This window comes from Alteromonas sp. 38 (assembly GCF_902506055.1).
GTDB classification, from domain to species: domain Bacteria; phylum Pseudomonadota; class Gammaproteobacteria; order Enterobacterales; family Alteromonadaceae; genus Alteromonas; species Alteromonas lipotrueae.
The window spans coordinates 3101193-3119308 of sequence record NZ_LR733300.1 but is presented as its reverse complement, the minus strand read 5'-3'; the positions used below and the strand labels follow the sequence as shown (position 1 = coordinate 3119308).

15 protein-coding genes are annotated in these 18116 nt (G+C 44.2%); 11 read left to right on the top strand and 4 right to left on the bottom strand.

Annotation, left to right across the window (positions count from 1 at the left end):
• Window positions 1-28: 28 nt before the first annotated feature.
• Both FLAVO9R_RS13565 and FLAVO9R_RS13560 read right to left on the bottom strand, forming a co-directional pair.
• A complete protein-coding gene (locus FLAVO9R_RS13565; RefSeq protein WP_159532151.1) occupies window positions 29-1765 on the bottom strand; it encodes a GNAT family N-acyltransferase in 1737 nt (578 codons plus the stop codon).
• A gap of 129 nt (window positions 1766-1894) precedes the next feature.
• On the bottom strand, window positions 1895-2695 hold the full coding sequence (locus FLAVO9R_RS13560; protein ID WP_159532149.1) for a UDP-2,3-diacylglucosamine diphosphatase: 801 nt from the start codon (window positions 2693-2695) through the stop codon (window positions 1895-1897).
• Between the two features lie 307 nt (window positions 2696-3002).
• Here FLAVO9R_RS13560 and FLAVO9R_RS13555 point away from each other — a divergent pair, with 307 nt between their 5' ends.
• The gene (locus FLAVO9R_RS13555; RefSeq protein WP_159532147.1) at window positions 3003-5018 is read left to right on the top strand and encodes a hypothetical protein; all 2016 of its coding nucleotides are present in this window, start codon (window positions 3003-3005) and stop codon (window positions 5016-5018) included.
• A gap of 71 nt (window positions 5019-5089) precedes the next feature.
• On the opposite strand, the gene FLAVO9R_RS13550 is transcribed toward FLAVO9R_RS13555, so the two are convergent.
• Complete coding sequence (locus tag FLAVO9R_RS13550) at window positions 5090-5998, bottom strand: LysR family transcriptional regulator (RefSeq protein WP_159532145.1); 909 nt, start codon at window positions 5996-5998, stop codon at window positions 5090-5092.
• A gap of 225 nt (window positions 5999-6223) precedes the next feature.
• Here FLAVO9R_RS13550 and FLAVO9R_RS13545 point away from each other — a divergent pair, with 225 nt between their 5' ends.
• From FLAVO9R_RS13545 to FLAVO9R_RS13530, 4 genes are read left to right on the top strand one after another with little or no spacing between them, the layout of a single operon-like run.
• Window positions 6224-7129, top strand: coding sequence for a bile acid:sodium symporter family protein (locus FLAVO9R_RS13545; RefSeq protein ID WP_159532143.1), 906 nt, complete (start codon window positions 6224-6226; stop codon window positions 7127-7129).
• Between the two features lie 43 nt (window positions 7130-7172).
• Window positions 7173-8042 carry an SDR family oxidoreductase gene (locus FLAVO9R_RS13540; protein ID WP_159532141.1) on the top strand — a complete coding sequence of 290 codons (870 nt, stop codon included), beginning with the start codon at window positions 7173-7175 and terminating at the stop codon, window positions 8040-8042.
• A gap of 3 nt (window positions 8043-8045) precedes the next feature.
• Complete coding sequence (locus FLAVO9R_RS13535; RefSeq protein ID WP_159532139.1) at window positions 8046-9122, top strand: phosphotransferase family protein; 1077 nt, start codon at window positions 8046-8048, stop codon at window positions 9120-9122.
• The gene (locus tag FLAVO9R_RS13530) at window positions 9119-9871 is read left to right on the top strand and encodes an SDR family oxidoreductase (protein WP_159532137.1); all 753 of its coding nucleotides are present in this window, start codon (window positions 9119-9121) and stop codon (window positions 9869-9871) included. Before FLAVO9R_RS13535 ends, FLAVO9R_RS13530 begins: the two co-directional genes overlap by 4 nt.
• A 91-nt stretch (window positions 9872-9962) precedes the next feature.
• Here FLAVO9R_RS13530 and rpsT read toward each other — a convergent pair whose 3' ends face one another.
• Window positions 9963-10226 carry a 30S ribosomal protein S20 gene (gene rpsT, locus FLAVO9R_RS13525; protein ID WP_013783316.1) on the bottom strand — a complete coding sequence of 88 codons (264 nt, stop codon included), beginning with the start codon at window positions 10224-10226 and terminating at the stop codon, window positions 9963-9965.
• A gap of 409 nt (window positions 10227-10635) precedes the next feature.
• Between rpsT and murJ the strand changes: the two genes are divergently transcribed.
• From murJ to ispH, 6 genes are all read left to right on the top strand, one after another.
• Window positions 10636-12192: a murein biosynthesis integral membrane protein MurJ gene (gene murJ / locus FLAVO9R_RS13520; RefSeq protein ID WP_159532135.1), complete on the top strand. Its 1557-nt coding sequence runs from the start codon at window positions 10636-10638 to the stop codon at window positions 12190-12192.
• Window positions 12193-12268: 76 nt separating this feature from the next.
• Window positions 12269-13189, top strand: a complete 921-nt coding sequence (gene ribF, locus FLAVO9R_RS13515; protein ID WP_013783318.1) for a bifunctional riboflavin kinase/FAD synthetase — start codon at window positions 12269-12271, stop codon at window positions 13187-13189.
• A 109-nt stretch (window positions 13190-13298) separates the two neighbouring features.
• Complete coding sequence (gene ileS, locus FLAVO9R_RS13510; protein WP_159532133.1) at window positions 13299-16118, top strand: isoleucine--tRNA ligase; 2820 nt, start codon at window positions 13299-13301, stop codon at window positions 16116-16118.
• Entirely contained in the window at window positions 16111-16656 is a 546-nt protein-coding gene (gene lspA, locus FLAVO9R_RS13505) for a signal peptidase II (protein ID WP_159532131.1), read from the top strand. Before ileS ends, lspA begins: the two co-directional genes overlap by 8 nt.
• An 11-nt stretch (window positions 16657-16667) precedes the next feature.
• The gene (gene fkpB, locus FLAVO9R_RS13500; protein WP_159532129.1) at window positions 16668-17135 is read left to right on the top strand and encodes an FKBP-type peptidyl-prolyl cis-trans isomerase; all 468 of its coding nucleotides are present in this window, start codon (window positions 16668-16670) and stop codon (window positions 17133-17135) included.
• A gap of 2 nt (window positions 17136-17137) precedes the next feature.
• Window positions 17138-18082: a 4-hydroxy-3-methylbut-2-enyl diphosphate reductase gene (gene ispH / locus FLAVO9R_RS13495; protein WP_159532127.1), complete on the top strand. Its 945-nt coding sequence runs from the start codon at window positions 17138-17140 to the stop codon at window positions 18080-18082.
• The last annotated feature ends 34 nt before the right edge of the window (window positions 18083-18116 follow it).

Here is an 18116-nt window from a genome sequence, read left to right as displayed (position 1 = left end):
GCCACCTATATTAGCCATATGTAAACCTCTACGCTGACTGTTTAAGCTCAGGTTTTAATTGTGTTGCGCCTAAATAGCGTTCCTTTTTCTTTTGGGTTAACGCTTCTAAATCGACCACCACTAGGCCGTCTATGCAGTCGTTAAAGTCAGGGTCTACATTAAAATCTAAGAACGCCACGCCACCGGTTTTCGATAGTTCGCTGTATTGCTTGTATAAGGTAGGTACGTTCACGCCCATATTGGCGAGTAAATGCTTTAATTGAGTAAACTCAGATTTATAGTCGTTACCGGTAAAAGTATACAAGGGATCTTGCGACATTTGATAAGGCCGCTTAGAAGTGGCTTGCCCAAACTTAGCCGGAAAGTAAGTAGAGTAGAACTGTACAATTAAGTCTTTAGCTGGTTGAGGGTAAGCATTGCTTAAAGACACCGCGCCAAACATGTATCGATATTTCGGGTAGCGATTTAAAAATGCACCTATGCCAACCCATAAATAATCTAAACTACGTTTACCCCAGTAACAGGGTTGAACAAAGCTACGACCAAGTTCGAGCCCCTCTTTGAACAAGGTGCTGTTACTTTCCTCACTTCCATAGTCGAACAACGTTGCCGAATATAGACCGGTAGGGTGGTCTTTATGACTCAGTAACTCAGCATCGCCAAAACGATATGCCCCCACAATCTCTAAATTACTCTCATCCCAAAGAATTAAGTGATAGTAGTAAGTATCGTATTGGTCTATATCGCGGCGTTTGTTAGTACCTTCACCTACCGCACGAAAGGCAACTTCTCTTAGGCGGCCAATTTCACGCATAATTGGTGAGCAATTTTTATGTTGGTACAAATATATCGACTGGCCGTCGCTAGTGTGGCCTAAGTGTTCGCACTGCTTCATTGCACGGGAAAGCTCTTTTCTATCTTCCGGCATGGCCACAGGGGCTTGCGTGTCGAAAATACCTTTCTTGTTACTGCCAATGCGGTATAAGTGGCGCTTAAATAGTTTGACCTGATCTTTTAGCGCTATGCTGGTTTGTTGGTAAGACTCGAAAGGAATAAGCTCGCCAATTCGCATAGGAAGGTGTTTTTTGCGTTGCTTAAACATTTCTTTCACCAGCAGCGCGGTGGCTAAAGGTTTGTACACCATAGACACCCCATAAAATAGAGGGCTATTTTTGGCATCAATATAAACCGGAAGAATAGGGGACTTGGCTTGTCGGGCTATACGTAAAAAGCCTGAATGCCATAGGGTGTCCCGCACACCTTGAGGGCGTAATCGTGACACTTCTCCGGCGGGAAATATTAAAATGGCCCCATCTGATTGTAGGTGCTTTTGAATAGCCCCTAAATGCTGTTTCGGCGTACCGCCTTGCATATTATTGACTGGCAGCAACATGTCATGCAGAGGCTCAATGGCCATGAGCATTTGATTCGCCACTACTTTTAAGTCGTGACGAACTTCACTAACAAGTTTAATTAACGCAAGTGCGTCTAGTGAGCCGATAGGATGATTGGCAATAATCACCACACGACCTTGTGAGGGAATGCGCTCTTTCTCTACGTCTCGGGTAGAGTAGCTAATGTTAAAGTATTCGAGCACTTGCTCTACAAAGTCGATATCTTCGTAGTGGGGATAGGTTTCGCCGAACTCTATTATTTCTCGTTCATGCAAAAGGTGGCGCAGCACAAACGATAAAGACCTAAACAACAAGGGGTTGTTAGCCACTTGGGGATAGTGTTTATTTAGTACTTCATCAACAGTAAACATAGTCTTTCTCGGTTTTTGCGAACAATAGCAGGGGAATATGACGGTTTTCACACAGTTTGATGTCAGTTATCTGACAATGCAGACGCCCGCGTTTCGTATATCTAGAAACGCGGGGTTTAAGTGGTATGCTTATGCTGCTTTCGATGGTGAACTTTTCACTTTCAGTGGTGTAACATTATCTGCGTTGTTCATGGTCTCAAGGGAATAGATTAGCGTTAGGTTTCCATTTTCGTCTTCACCCAAAGCACTGCAGTTTTCCATCCAATCGCCATCGTTGATGTAATGAATACCGTTTTCCATTGTGCTTTCAGGGTGATGAATATGACCGCAAATCACCCCGTCAAGCCCCATTTCTGCTGCTCGTGAACAGCAAGCCTGACGGTAGCGAGCAATCGCTTCGTTTGCCCCTTTGATATGCTTTTTAATGTAACCGGCAAGTGACCAGTACTCACGTTTACGCCAGCTACGAAAACGATTGAACTCGCGGTTTAAAAACAGCAGTAAGTCGTAACCTTTATCGCCAATCCATGCATGAAATTTACCCATGGTGACATCGCCATCAAATTGATCGCCATGTAGCACTAGATAGCGTTTGCCTTGGGCCGTGGTATGAACAAGTTGGCGCTCAATCTCGATATCGCCAAATGCCATTCCAGAATAGGACTGTATTGGTTCATCGTGGTTACCCGGAAGATAAACAACGCGGGTGCCATCTTGGCTCATCGCCATTAGCTTATGCATAACTTGATTGTGCGCTTGTGGCCAACGAAATTGTTTTGTCATTTGCCACATATCGACAATGTCGCCAACCAAATAAAGGGTGTCGACGGTGACGCTGTTTAAAAATGAAAGTAGGTATTCAGCTTTGCAATCACGATTGCCAAGGTGAATATCAGAAAGCCAAAGTGTGCGGTAATGTGTTTTTTTCATAGCAAGGTCCCAAAGCAGTTGCCTTGGAACGCCACTATATGGAGGTTAATTGACAAAATAGTGACGCTTGTTTGACGATAGTGTTACAGGTGAGACTTAAGGCATTATAAATAAGATGCATGAATTTTTGCTGTTACCCCTAGTGCATATTAGAAAATGTTTAGGTATTCTAAAGCTAATTTCAAGGATGGAAGTACCCTTCGATATCGACTTTCTTTTCGTTACGCGCTACACCTCGTAGCACTTACTTTTCCTTGTAAAGTTCAGAATTATTCAATTCAGTTAAAATAATAAAAAAGGAAGTACAATGAAAATTAATAGAAAGCTCGCCCCTATTCCCTTAGCACTCTCTATCGCACTGACAGGTTGTATTGAAGTTGATGATGATAGTAATGACGGGGTTATAGACGCTTTAAACCAGCAGAACACTATTCTCGCAGAACAAAATCAACTTTTGAGCGACCAAGTTGACAATGAGACCTTTACAGTAACGTTCGCAGGTATTGTTGTGAATTCGGGAACTGATGCGCGTGCCGCAAATGCACTTGTTTCTGTTCTGCAAGGTGATACGGTCATTGTAGATGGCATAGAGGCGGTGGATGGTAAATTTACGGTAGAAGGTTTGCCGGCGAATTCTGATTTAATTATTCTTGTATCTTCAACCGATGAAAGTTTACTGCCTCGTGCTTTCTTCGTAAACACGTCCTCCGCTAGTGGTGGCAATGTGTATAGTGATATCGGTGAGCTGTCTGTTTCTGAACCTGTCGATATCTCCTTTAGTATCGTTAATGAAGCCAGTGGTGAGTTTATAACAGGTTTGTCCTTTACAGGGTATTCGTATAGCGGAGAGCCTGGAAGTACTGCTTTCGATTATTTACACCAATCAACTTATAACACTGACACAAACCAATATGATATCACCTTGCCAAAAGACCTGTATGTCACGTTAACAGCTAATGTTGACTTAGATGACGATGGGGAGCCGGATTTTGATATAGAGTCGTCTTCTGTTGGAAGTACTTCGGGAAGTCTTCTTTATTTATATCAAGCGAACACATTTGAAGATGAAGAACTTGTGTTAACTCCTTCTGTCGACGATGTGGTAGAAGATAAACTAATTTCCATCTCATTAATCGATGCAAATGGTTCGATTGTTGAAGGCGCGGTGTTCTCAATGCAGGGCGAAGAGGGTATTGAATCTACTTATAATGATGCAGAAGAGGCGTATACCGTTACGGTTCCTTTTGATGGAAATGTGCAGCTTTCGATGCCATCGCTCACCGTTAATGATACGACTTACTCAAGTGGGTACATCTGGGTTAATCAGTCTACGGATAGTTCAACAGGTGAAGTATCACTGAATATCCAAACTAGTGGTTACGATTCAAATAGTTATTACACCATTGCTGATAGCGATACTGTTTCTATAGTGTTGTTAGCTCGTGAGGTTGAAGCGCAGTCTAATTTAGAAGTGGTGACCAGCAGCATAAATAGCGAAACGTTTGCTTATAGTGTGTATTACTCGGAGGCTGTTACTCTCGATGAGAGCGAAGCCTTATTATCATATAATGAAGTTAGTATAACGTTAGGAAATGAATCTGACTCAGATAGCGTTCCAGCGGGTTATACCTATATAAACAGCAACGAAACTTCAGTGCCTTTGGCCCTTTCTGAGGCTTTAAATGGTACAAAACAAACCTTGACTCCAGACGCTGAGCTTACAAGCAATACAGAATATACCTATACCATTGGAAGCGTGTCGGCACAGTCAGACGAAATAGACGTTGAGTTTTATGAAGATGATTACACGTTTGTTACGCCTGTGTCTGGTGCGGAGGTTTTTGATATAAATGACGTGATTATCGATAACGAAAATCACTATTCTAACGGCACTATCATCGTGCCCGAAAACACAGCAGGCCAGCTTTCCAGTGTTAGTGATTGGTCTTCCTCGGTGTATATGTACTTCCCTGTTTCTATCAATACACTGAACTATCTGATTATTTCGACCACGGGTTACAACGAGGGGGGAACCCCATACCCATTGTCTGACCAATATGCAATTGTATTCGATGGAGATATTAATATATCAAAATCTATGGCGTTAAAAGTGGCTGATAATGAAAACGTGTCGAACAATGCTAACGTCAACTACGTTCGTGGAACATCTATAGACAGCGGTATTTTCAAGTATCGTCGTTACATGGGAGTTTACGCAAGTGATAACACGGCTTCCTATCAGTCTACGGTAACATTCTCTTATGAATACCAAACGCTGGCTGGAGAACAGGAGTCAGGTACGATAACCTTGCCAGTTCAATAACCAGTGCAATAGTTAGTACAATAATAAAACCGATGAAGGCTGGCGTTCGCTAGCCTTCATTTATCATTTCTTTAAAAAAGAAGCTCATCGGCTAACGCCAGTAACTTCTCTCGCATCCACTTATTCACTAAATCCTCATCAGCTTGCTTGTGCCAATACATGTGAATGGGCATAAGTGGTACGTCAAAGGGCAGTGTGGTAACGGCAACTGGCAGGCTGCTAGTAATCTGCTGTGCATAACGACTTGGTACGGTAAGTAATAAATCTGATTTACTGACTACACTTGCGGCAGCGAAGTAATGTTCGCACTGCAGGGCAAACTGTCGGGTCGCATTTTGTTTCGCAAGCGCTAAGTCTACCGTATCTAATCGAGAGTCTTTCAAGGTCACCAGCACATGGGATGCTGATACATAATTGGCTAGCGTTTTATCTTTTAAAATGGGGTGTTCTTTCGCACAGATTAGTACGAAATGCTCGTCGCACACCAGTGTTGAACGGATATCAGGGCCAGTAGGCACCAATGCATCGATAACGATATCGAGCTCTTTATTGGCAAGTGCATTTTCAAGTTCAGGGCGGGTAACTCGCCTGCTAGTCACCGTAATATTCGCTGCGTTTTTCAAAAGCTCGGGAATAAGTGCCGGTAAGAACGTTGACTCAAGAATGTCTCTTAACCCTAACCTTATTTCTCTTTTATAGCGGCTGATATCAAAGTCGATAGGATCTGACAGCGTAGATTCTAAGTGCGCGAGAGCCTCTTTTATAGGTTGAATGATTGATTGGCACAACGGGGTTGGCACCATTCGTCTGCTGTGGCGCACGAATAGCTCATCATCAAATTTATCTCGTAGGCGCGACATTGCATGACTTACTGCCGGTTGCGTTAAATGTAATGCTTTAGCGGCCGCAGTAATACTCTCTTCTTCATACACAGCTTTAAGAACAAAAAACAAATTTAGATCTATTTTCCCATGCATCATATTTATGAAATTCCATAAAAAAGTATCATTTCTATTTATTTTATTCGAGGTTACACTGGTTTAAATGTTAATTAAAGTGTGGTTTTGTAGCTAAACTGTTACGCAGTAGGCTGCGTGGTCGGGTGCTGCTGTCAGAGTGACGTTTCGGCCATGAGGTACACAGAAAGTTTAGTAGCAGTTTGTAAACTGGCTTATTTACTATTATTACAATAACAAAGGGCATATATGCAGGCCTCGATTTTTACCGAAATACTTCTTCCACTGGCCTTGGCTTTCGTGATGTTTGGTATGGGTCTTACGTTAACGGTAGCCGATTTTACTAGATTACTTAAGGCGCCTAAAGCCATTGTGGTGGGGCTGGTTGGGCAAACCGTATTGCTCCCCTTATTGGCGTTTGGCTTGTGTATGGCATTTTCCCTTCATCCAGCTATGGCGATTGGCATTATGATTTTATCAGCGTGCCCAGGTGGCACTATGAGTAACTTAATCAGTCATATTGGTCGGGCAAACTTAGCACTATCTGTAAGTTTAACCGCGCTATCGACTTTTATTTGCGTATTCTCTACTCCCTTTATAATTCATTATTCAATGAATTATTTTGCCGGTGAGAACGCGCCTTCATTTTCAATCGTCACTACCGTCGTCGGCTTGGTGTGCGTGTCGATAGTGCCAGTCATCATTGGCATGGCAATACGGCACTTCAAACCTGCATTTTCTACTAAGGTAGAGAGCTTTTTTAGAACCTTTTCATTATGGTTCATGATTGCCATGATCATTGGCATATTAATCAGTGAGCGGGCGAATTTAATGGCGTCATTGGAAGAGGCCTTACTGGTGTGCCTGGCACTGAATATTTCTGCAGTATTACTGGGGCTTATTTTGGCTTCCGCTTTTAAGTTGTCAAAAATTGACGGTATTACACTGTCGATAGAAGTGGGCGTACAAAACGCTGCGCTTGCCATGTTGATTTGTATTACCTTTTTGAACTCGCCTGAATTTGCCGTAGCGGCCGGGGTCTATGGTTTAACTATGTATGCAGGCCCGGGGCTTTTAGCTGTGTGGTCGAAGCGTCTGAAAAATACAATTAAAAGTGACGGTAAGGACAAACCACTCGCTACTCAAAAAGCCTAGGCTGCGCGTTAACCATAAGAGCAAAACATACGAGTACAAAAACATGGGTACAGAAACCAATAACATAAAAACAGATAATAAAGAAAAGCGTATCCTTATCACCGGTGGTGCCACGGGGTTAGGGCAAGCTATTGCCCTTGCGTTAAGCGAACAATACGGTAAAAACGGCGAAAAATTGAAAGTTTGTATCGCTGATATCCATGAGCAGCGAGGGCAAGAAACCCTAGCGCTACTAACGGAAAAAGGCACAGAGGCTTTCTATCAAGCATGCGACATTACCCAAGATGATGATGTCGCTAATTTGGTTACCGCGATAGAAGCACGATGGGGCGGTGTTGATGTTGTGTTTAATAACGCAGGCGTTGCGTCAGGCGGTAGTTTAAGCGATGAAAGTATTGCGCAGTGGAAGTGGATTTTCGATATCAACCTATTAGGCATGGTTCGCGTCAGCAAGGCCATGCTGCCCTTGTTTAAAGCGCAGGGAGCGGGCTATTTTGTCAATATTGCCTCCCAAGCGGGGCTAACGCCTATTCCTTACATGAACAGCTATAACGCGGTGAAAGCGGCGGTGGTATCACTGTCTGAGACCATGAAGCTAGAGCTTGCGCCTGATAATATCGATGTGAGTGTGGTTTGCCCTAGCTTCTTTAAAACTAATCTTGATGAGTCGATGCGTAGCGATAACCCTGCCATGCACAAAATGATGGCGCGGTTTTTTAAAAAAGCAGATATGACCAAAGAAGAGGTTGCGCAAAGTATCTGCGATCAGATTGCCCAAAAGCGATTTTTAATCCTTACCCATAAATTGGGCAAGCGCGCATTTTTGATGAAGAAACTACTTCCTACCCAGATGTATATTAACAACATGCTAAAACAAACCAAAGCGATGAAACGTGCAATGGATAAACGGTAACCCATGACGAATACAGTATTAGATAAAGCAGTATCAGTAAGAGAAGGCGAAGAGCTAGACGTTAATGTTGTCGATGGGTGGCTAAAAAATTATATTCAAGACCTCATCGGCACACCTACGGTGACCCAATATTCAGGCGGTGCGTCTAACTGGACTTATTGTCTTGAATACGAAAATACGTCGTTAATATTACGCCGTGCGCCCGCGGGCACTAAAGCAAAAGGTGCCCATGATATGGGGCGAGAGTATCGCCTTCAAGCAGCGCTGAAGCCGGTGTATAGTTATGTGCCCGATATGCTGGCATATTGCGATGATGAAGCCGTAATTGGCACAGAATTCTATGTCATGGAAAAGCTGACAGGTGTTATTCCACGTAAGAATCTCCCTCGTGATTTAAAGACCTCCCCAGAACAGACCCATCAGCTGTGTAAAAATGTACTCGATAGCTTAATAGAGCTACATAAGGTTGACTATAAGGCGGCTGGTTTAGACACGATTGGAAAAGGTAGTGGTTACATAGAGCGCCAAATTACAGGCTGGAGTGAGCGCTATACGAAAGCAAAAACCTGGAATGTCCCTTCGGGCAAAGGCGTAATGCGGTGGCTTGAGGCTAATATGCCAAGCAAAGAGCGTATTTGCATTACCCATAACGATTTTAGATTCGACAATGTGGTGTTAGATCCTAACGACTACACCCATATTTTAGGTGTGCTTGATTGGGAATTGGCCACCCTTGGCGATCCGTTAATGGATTTAGGTAATACGCTAGCCTATTGGGTGAATGCAGACGATGATTTTCTGGCCCAATCTACCCGCAGGCAGCCTACCCACCTCGCTGGCATGATGACACGAGATGAAGTGGTTGCTTATTACTGCAAGCAAATGGGCGTTGACGTTGATGATTTCACTTTTTATGAAGTGTACGGCTTGTTTCGATTAGCGGGTATCGCGCAACAAATTTACTATCGCTATCACCACGGTCAAACCAATAACCCCGCGTTTAAACACTTTTGGATATTCATTCACTACTTAATGTGGCGTTGTAAAAAGGCCATTCGAAAATCAGGAAAAAGAAAATGACAACAAGACAAAATATTCTGATCACGGGCGCAAGCTCAGGCCTTGGTAAAGGAATGGCGGCGGAGTTCGCAAAGCAAGGTAGCAACTTAGCATTGTGCGCAAGACGTTTAGACCGCTTAGAAGAACTTAGAAGCGAACTGCTAGCGGTAAATCCTAACATCAAGGTGTTGATTAAGTCGCTTGACGTGAACGACCATAACGCGGTCTTTGAAGTGTTTGATGCGTTTAAACAAGAGATGGGGCAACTCGATAGAGTTATTGTTAACGCGGGCATGGGCAAGGGCGCCTCTATTGGTACTGGCTTTTTTAATGCGAATAAGCAAACCGCAGAAACCAATTTTGTGGCTGCACTGGCGCAAGCCGAAGCGGCCATGACTATTTTCAGAGCGCAAAATGAAGGTCACCTAGTAACGATTTCATCAATTAGTGCGGTAAGAGGCTTCAGACGCGCTATGACGGTGTATGCCGCCACTAAAGCAGGGCTTACGTCTATGACAGAGGGTATCCGCTTAGATGTGATGAATACTCCAATTAAAGTGAGCTGTGTACATCCAGGGTTTATTCGCACCGAAATTAATGAAGCGGTAGAAAAAGTGCCGTTTATTGTCGATACCGAAACCGGTTGTAAGGCGTTGGTAAAAGCCATTAATAAGGAAAAAGCGGTGTCATATGTGCCAAGTTGGCCGTGGGCATTATTACATTGGGTACTACGTGTTGCGCCTTCAAGCGCCATTCGCAAAATGAGTTAGTGCCAAAACTCTAATAAAAGCTTCTGATAAAAGCCTCGAACAAAGGACACAAAAAAAGCGCCAATAGGCGCTTTTTTACTAACTGTAAAATTTAAGCTAAAGCTTTAATTTGTGCAGCTAGGCGGCTCTTGTGACGAGCAGCTTTATTCTTGTGAATCAAACCTTTAGTAGCCATTCTGTCAAGAATCGGAGTTGCAGCAGCAAATGCAGTTTGTGCACCTTCTTTATCACCACTAGCGATAGCAGCTACTACTTTCTTCAAGCTTGTACGAGTCATGGAGCGACGGCTAGCGTTATGCTGGCGACGCTTTTCGGCTTGGATTGCACGTTTCTTAGCAGACTTGATGTTAGCCAAGGTGTAACTCCCAAATAAATTCATGTCAAAAACGAGGGTGCGGATTTTGCCTATCATCCAGCCAAAAGTCAAACGATTTAACCCAATAAGTAGAAAGTTAATTTCTACATTAAATAAGATGTTTATCGAATGCTTTGGTTTTTCGGCCTGTTCTTAACAAAGGCGCTAATAAAGCGACAAATAAAAAGTACAGAACGAAATGGCTATTGTACATATGTACTCATGTGCACAGATACAGCACACAGATACAAATGAAACAGTACGAAACCATACCCACAACGGGCGCGGATTATAGCAAAAAAAATTCATGAGATGCACTTATATTTTGAATAATACGTTTCGCAGGTAACAGGGTTTAGTTATGATTGAGCGCTTAAGTGAATGAAATGTATCTATTGGAATAGTCTTAGTGTCACGGAAGTTATTAAAATCAGGCCTTATTGTCAGCGTAATGACGTTGATATCCCGCGTGTTAGGGTTAGTGCGAGATGTGGTAGTGGCAAGGCTAATGGGCGATGGCGCTGCCGCCGATGTGTTTTTCTTTGCAAATAAAATTCCTAACTTCCTGCGCCGATTATTTGCCGAAGGTGCATTTGCGCAAGCGTTCATTCCGGTATTAACCGAAGTACACCAAAATCACGAGAAAGCAGAGCTCAAAGCATTTGTTGCTAAAATTTCCGGCACGCTTGGGGCCATTGTGTTTGTGGTTTCCCTTGTAGGCGTTATCGCGTCGCCAGTTTTAGCCGCGCTGTTCGGCACAGGGTGGTTCATTGCGTGGGTACAGGGCGATGAGGCAGGAGATAAATTCTTACTCGCATCAACCATGCTTAAAATCACCTTCCCCTATCTTGCCTTTGTATCGTTAACAGGCTTGGCAGGGGCTATCTTAAATACACTAAACAAATTTGCAGTAGCAGCGTTTACGCCAGTGCTACTTAACGTATGCATTATAGCCTGTGCGGTCTTTTTAGCTCCCGATATGGAGCAACCCGCTTTCGCATTAGCGTGGGGGGTGTTTATAGGCGGTATAGTACAACTTGCCTTCCAACTGCCATTTTTGTATCGGGCGGGATTATTAGTAAAGCCTAAATGGGGCTGGCGAGATGAAAACGTCGTTAAGGTGCGCACCTTGATGATCCCTGCATTGTTTGGGGTGTCGGTAGGGCAAATTAACTTGCTGTTCGATACCTTTATCGCCAGCTTCCTGATGACAGGCTCTATTAGCTGGCTATATTACTCCGACCGTTTGTTAGAATTCCCGTTAGGGCTGTTTGGTATCGCTATCGCCACGGTAATATTGCCGGCGCTGTCGCGTAATCATGTAAGTAAAGATCCTAAAGCTTTTTCAGCCAATATAGATTGGGCATTTCGTATGGTGTGTTTGCTTGGTATTCCAGCCGCCGTAGGCTTAGCCACCATGTCGCGACCAATTTTAACCGTGATATTCCAGCGGGGTGCCTTTACGGCTGAAACGGCCACCATGGCCTCTTATTCTTTAACCGCTTACGCATTTGGTTTATTGAGCTTTATGTTAGTAAAAGTTCTCGCTCCTGGTTTTTACTCGCGCCAAGACACTAAAACCCCGGTTAAATTTGGTATTTGGTGCATGGTCGCCAATATGGTGTTTAACCTATTAGCAATTTGGTTTGGCTATGTGGGCTTAGCAATTGCTACAAGCATGTCGGCCACACTTAATGCCACATTGCTTTATATTACGCTGCACAAACAAGGGGTTTTTGTATTAAGTCGTACCTCAGTAATGTTTATAATTAGAGTACTGATTGCCAGCGCAGTGATGGGGGCAGTGATTTATTATCGCGATAAGGGCGTGGCATTTTTCGATCTTGAATGGACAGTGCAAGTGGTGGATGTCGCCATTACTATCACATTATCTGCCGCCGCTTTCTTCTCATGCATGATTTTATTGGGCGCAAGACGTCGTCATTTCAAAAGTGGGGGCGGCTAATATTGGTATTCCGTGCTGGGTCGTTTATAATCGCGAGCTTTGAATTTTCAGTAGTAACTAAAGGCAGTGGCTAATAGTGGAATTTATCCGCGGGCTTAACAACGTAAAACCGCAACACAGCGGGTGTGTACTTACTATCGGGAAGTTTGATGGCGTGCACTTGGGCCATCAGGCAGTACTGAGTAATGTGCTTCAAAAAGCCAAAGCGCTGGGGTTGCCGGCCACGGTGATGGTATTCGAGCCTCAACCCGAGGAAGTCTTTACACCCGATAGAGCGCCTGCACGCATCAGTCCATTGCGTGAAAAGTACGAATTGCTGAAACAGCAAGGCGTCGACCGTTTATTGGCTGTGCGTTTTAACAGAGCTTTTGCCAGTCAAAGTGCCGATACCTTCGTGCATGATTTGCTGGTGGATAAGCTAGGGGTTAAATTTCTTGTGGTCGGCGATGACTTTCGCTTTGGCCAAGGTCGTAAAGGCGACTTTGCCATGCTGCAAGCCGCTGGGCAAAAGTACGGCTTTGAGGTGGTTAGCACGCAAAGCTTTATGATGCATGCTCATCGTATTAGCTCTACTGCAGTGCGAGAAGCACTGGCTGATTCGGATTTTGCGCTTGGTGAAGAAATGTTAGGTAGGCCGTTTGCTGTGTATGGTCGAGTTGTACATGGTGAAAAGAAAGGGCGCACGATAGGGTTTCCTACCGCCAATGTCATGCTGAAGCGTTGCAGAGCACCAATTCACGGGGTATTTGCGGTACATGTTGCCGTAGATGGAAAAAAATTCAATGGCGTGGCAAACATTGGTACTCGCCCCACGTTAAACGGGGTGCGAAACCAGTTAGAGGTGCACATCTTCGATATGTCAGCCGACCTTTACGGGAAACCAATGACCGTGTTTCCTGTTGCAAAAATACGAGATGAACAGAAATTTGACTCGTTTGAGATACTAAAAGCACAAATTCAGGCCGATGCCGCTAAGGCGCGCCTGTTATTAGAATAGTGAAACGTGATAAAGTCACCACGCTTAACATAGCGTCGACCAATGCAAGCCTATACAGCGCCTAACGAGGCGTTGGGTATTATTAAAGGTAACCGGATAATACAATTATATGAGTGATTATAAAGCCACATTAAACCTACCCGAAACCGCCTTTCCAATGCGCGGTAACCTTGCTCAGCGTGAGCCTAAAATGCTTAAAGACTGGCAGGAAAAAGGGGTATACACAAAGATTAGAGAAGCGAAGAAAGGTAAGAAGCCTTTCATTCTTCATGATGGCCCTCCGTACGCAAACGGCGATATTCATATTGGTCACGCAGTAAATAAAATTCTTAAAGACATTATAGTTAAGTCTAAAACCTTGTCTGATTTCGACTCGCCGTATGTGCCTGGTTGGGACTGTCACGGTTTGCCTATTGAATTGATGGTAGAGAAGAAAGTGGGTAAGCCGGGCAAAAAAGTGACGGCTGCTGAGTTTCGCCAAAAGTGCCGCGAATACGCACAACGTCAAATTGACGGCCAAATGGCTGACTTTAAGCGCCTTGGTGTGTTTGGTACGTGGGACAATCCCTATAAAACTATGGATTTTCGCTCAGAAGCCGACATTATTCGCGCACTGGGTAAAGTGGTTGAATCGGGCCATTTAGAAAAAGGCTTTAAGCCAGTTCATTGGTGTACAGATTGTGGTTCTGCATTGGCAGAAGCAGAAGTAGAATACCAAGACAAAATCTCACCTGCTATAGATGTGAAATTCCCTGTTGCTGATGCAGACGCTATTGCGGCTGCGTTTGGAGTAACGAGTGAAGACTTAACCGCGCACAAAGCGGGCGTGGTTATCTGGACAACGACCCCGTGGACGCTGCCTGCCAACCGCGCCATCAGCTTGCACCCAGAATTAACCTACGCGATTGTAGAAATCACGTCGACCAACGAATGGTTAGTGGTTGCGCAAGATTTGCTTGAAAGCTGCATGACGCGCTATGGTATTGAAGAGTATCGTGAAGTAGCGACCTGTGTAGGTTCAAGCTTAGATAAACTGCTAGTTAATCATCCGTTCTTAGATTTAAAAGTACCGCTAATTTTGGGCGAGCACGTTACCACTGAATCTGGTACAGGTTGTGTTCACACCGCGCCTGCTCACGGTGTTGACGATTTCAATGTAGGTAAACAATACGACATTGAAGTGTATAACCCAGTAGGTAATAACGGTGTGTATTTAGAAAACACGCCTTTATTTGCCGGCCAGTTCGTATTTAAAGCCAATGATACCATTGTTGAAACGGTAAAAGAGAACGGTAACCTAGTGCTTAACGTGAAATATGAGCACAGCTACCCGCATTGCTGGCGCCATAAAACGCCTATCATTTTCCGTGCTACGCCGCAGTGGTTTATCAGCATGGATAAAAAAGGCTTACGTGCTGAGTCAATCGAACAAATTAAACAAACTAAATGGATCCCAGAGTGGGGCGAAAACCGCATCCAGAAAATGGTAGAAGGTCGTCCAGACTGGTGTATTTCTCGCCAGCGTACATGGGGCGTTCCTATTCCTTTATACGTGCACAAACTTACCGGTGAACTTCACCCTGAGTCAGTTGCACTTATGGAAAAAGTGGCCGCTCAAGTGGAAACTAAAGGTATTCAAGCGTGGTGGGATATTGACGATGCTGCACTACTAGGTAGCGAAGCCGATAACTACGACAAAGTCACCGATACCCTAGACGTATGGTTCGACTCAGGCGTTACGCACTACTTCGTTGTTGACCAACGTGAAGACATTCCCGCTAGCGCCGATTTGTACCTTGAAGGGTCAGACCAACATCGTGGTTGGTTTATGTCATCGCTAATGACGTCTACCGCCATGCATGGCCACGCACCCTATAAAGAAGTGTTAACTCACGGCTTTACCGTAGATGCCCACGGCAGAAAAATGTCGAAGTCGGTAGGTAATGTAGTTGCACCGCAAGAAGTAACAAACAAACTTGGCGCAGACATTCTTCGTTTGTGGGTGGCTTCTACTGACTACCGCGGTGAAATTGCGGTGTCTGATGAAATTTTAAAACGTGCTGCTGATGCATATCGTCGTTTACGTAACACGTCACGTTTCTTACTAGCAAACCTTAATGGCTTTCAGCCAGAAGATGCTTTGCCAGAAGACGAGATGGTTGCACTAGACCGCTGGATTGTAGCGCGTGCTAAAGCATTACAAGAAGAACTTGTTGAAGCGTTTGAAAAGTACGATTTATTAGTCGTTACGCAAAAGCTTATGCACTTCTGTTCCATCGAGTTAGGTTCATTCTACCTAGATGTCATTAAAGACAGACAGTACACGGCGAAATCTGACGGCAATGCTCGTCGTTCTTGTCAAACTGCGCTGTACCATATTATGGAGGCGTTAGTTCGTTGGATGGCACCCATCACAAGCTTTACGGCGCAGGAGATTTGGGAAGCTTTACCGGGCGAGCGTAGTGAATTTGTATTTACCGAAACCTGGTACGAAGGCTTTAACAGCTTCACGCAAAGTGACGTATTTAACGACGAACTATGGCACCAAGTGTTAAGCGTAAAAGACGCAGCAAACCAAGCTATGGAACAAGCCCGTAAAGACGGTCAGTTAGGCGGTTCGTTAGAAGCGAAAATTGACTTGTATGCTACAGAGTCTTTGTTTAACACCTTGGCTTCACTTGAAGATGAATTACGCTTTGTATTAATTACATCGGCAGTGAATTTGACTAAAGTAGAAAGTGCACCAGACAATGCTGCGGCTACCGATGTTGAAGGTTTATGGTTAAGCGTAAACAAAGCAAGCGGCGACAAATGTGTTCGTTGTTGGCACCATCGTGAAGATGTTGGCACCCATAAGGGGCACGAAGAATTATGTGGCCGTTGTGTAACCAACATTGATGGCGAAGGGGAAACGCGTCAGTATGCTTAATACTACGGCGGATACTAAGCCTAAGCTATTCAGTGAAACTGGTTTACGGTTTCTTTGGATAACCTTGATTGCATTCGTGCTAGATCAGGTGACCAAATACGCGGTGTTAGGTGGTATGTCACTTTATCAATCGATAGAGGTATTACCATTTTTCAATTTAACTTACGTACACAATTATGGCGCGGCATTTAGCTTTCTTGATAGTGCCGGTGGTTGGCAGCGATGGTTTTTTACTGCCATCGCTACTGTCGTCAGTGTGGTTATTTTATGGTGGTTGAAACAATCGCCTAAAAACCAAACCCTGTTGCCTGTCGCCTTTTCTTTTATTTTGGGTGGCGCGCTAGGTAACGTTTACGATCGTTTAGTGCATGGATATGTAATCGATTTTCTTGATTTTCATGTAAACAACATGCACTGGCCAGCCTTCAATATTGCCGATAGCGCTATATTTATTGGTGCAGCCCTATTAATTATTGATATGTTCAAGAACGGCGAGAAGCACAAAAGCGCCGATCCAACCAACACGTCAAAGCAGTAACCGGAGCCACAATGACCGACAACCTAATTATTGGTTCTGACAGCGAAGTTATTCTTCACTTTGATTTGAAACTTGAAGATGGCTCAGCCGCTGACAGCACCCGCGTAAATAATAAGCCCGCGAAAATGGTAATGGGTGACGGTAGTCTTACCCCTAACTTTGAAGCCTGCTTATTAGGACTTCAAAAAGGTGAGAAGAAATCGTTTACGCTGGCCGCGAACGATGCCTTTGGTGAGCCTAACCCAAACAATATCCATTACATGGATCGAAGCCGTTTTGGCGCAGACTTAGAAATACAAGAAGGTGCCATTCTTGCGTTTTCTCAGCCAGATCGCTCAGAAATACCCGGTATCATCAGAAGTGTGGCTGGCGACTCTATCACTGTTGATTTTAATCACCCTCTTGCAGGGCAGACGGTTATTTTTGATGTTGAAATTGTTGATGTAAAAGCCGCACCTGCACCAGAAGGTGAACAGTAATTATGCAAATTCATCTCGCTAACCCCCGTGGTTTTTGTGCCGGTGTAGACAGAGCCATCACAATTGTAGAAAGAGCACTTGAGATATTTGAGCCGCCTATCTATGTTCGCCATGAAGTCGTTCACAATAAGTTTGTGGTCGATGGGCTACGTGAGCGTGGCGCTATTTTTGTCGATGAATTGCATGAAGTGCCAGATAACTGCATTGTTATTTTTTCTGCCCACGGCGTTTCTCAAGCGGTAAGAAAAGAAGCTGAAAATCGTGGCTTAAAAGTGTTTGATGCCACATGTCCGCTAGTCACTAAAGTGCATATGGAAGTGACCCGTGCAAGTAAAACAGGCACAGAATGTATTTTGATTGGTCACGCAGGGCACCCAGAAGTAGAAGGTACTATGGGGCAGTATAGCAATGATAAGGGTGGGATTTACCTTGTCGAATCTGAGGCTGATGTAGCGACCCTTGAAGTAAAAGACGCCAAGAATCTTTATTACTGTAGTCAAACGACTTTATCTGTTGATGATACCGCAGATGTTATTGATGCATTGCGTGAACGTTTCCCTGACATTCAAGGTCCTCGTAAAGACGATATTTGTTATGCCACACAAAATCGACAAGATGCAGTACGCGATTTATCTCAAGATTGCCAAGTCTTGCTAGTGGTGGGGGCTCAAAATAGCTCAAACTCAAATCGTTTGCGTGAACTAGCAGAAAAAATTGGTGCGAAAGCGCACTTAATTGCCGATGCTAACTGCATTCAGAAGGAGTGGCTTGACGGTATCGAGCATATTGGTGTGACAGCTGGCGCTTCGGCGCCAGAGGTGTTGGTTCAAGGTGTGGTTGATAAGCTTAAAACATGGGGCGCAGTTTCCGCCTCTGAGCGTGCAGGCCGAGAAGAAAATGTGGAATTCGCGGTTCCAAAAGAGCTTAGAGTTAAACAAGTAAGCTAACACCTTTTAGGTATGAAAATTGGTTCTGATTTGA

What these genes read in the sequence shown, in the direction of transcription:
- FLAVO9R_RS13565 (WP_159532151.1), bottom strand. Translation starts at nt 1,765, where the DNA reads ATGTTTACTGTTGATGAAGTACTAAATAAACACTATCCCCAAGTGGCT.
- FLAVO9R_RS13560 (WP_159532149.1), bottom strand. Translation starts at nt 2,695, where the DNA reads ATGAAAAAAACACATTACCGCACACTTTGGCTTTCTGATATTCACCTT.
- FLAVO9R_RS13555 (WP_159532147.1), top strand. Translation starts at nt 3,003, where the DNA reads ATGAAAATTAATAGAAAGCTCGCCCCTATTCCCTTAGCACTCTCTATC.
- FLAVO9R_RS13550 (WP_159532145.1), bottom strand. Translation starts at nt 5,998, where the DNA reads ATGATGCATGGGAAAATAGATCTAAATTTGTTTTTTGTTCTTAAAGCT.
- FLAVO9R_RS13545 (WP_159532143.1), top strand. Translation starts at nt 6,224, where the DNA reads ATGCAGGCCTCGATTTTTACCGAAATACTTCTTCCACTGGCCTTGGCT.
- FLAVO9R_RS13540 (WP_159532141.1), top strand. Translation starts at nt 7,173, where the DNA reads ATGGGTACAGAAACCAATAACATAAAAACAGATAATAAAGAAAAGCGT.
- FLAVO9R_RS13535 (WP_159532139.1), top strand. Translation starts at nt 8,046, where the DNA reads ATGACGAATACAGTATTAGATAAAGCAGTATCAGTAAGAGAAGGCGAA.
- FLAVO9R_RS13530 (WP_159532137.1), top strand. Translation starts at nt 9,119, where the DNA reads ATGACAACAAGACAAAATATTCTGATCACGGGCGCAAGCTCAGGCCTT.
- ileS (WP_159532133.1), top strand. Translation starts at nt 13,299, where the DNA reads ATGAGTGATTATAAAGCCACATTAAACCTACCCGAAACCGCCTTTCCA.
- lspA (WP_159532131.1), top strand. Translation starts at nt 16,111, where the DNA reads ATGCTTAATACTACGGCGGATACTAAGCCTAAGCTATTCAGTGAAACT.
- fkpB (WP_159532129.1), top strand. Translation starts at nt 16,668, where the DNA reads ATGACCGACAACCTAATTATTGGTTCTGACAGCGAAGTTATTCTTCAC.
- ispH (WP_159532127.1), top strand. Translation starts at nt 17,138, where the DNA reads ATGCAAATTCATCTCGCTAACCCCCGTGGTTTTTGTGCCGGTGTAGAC.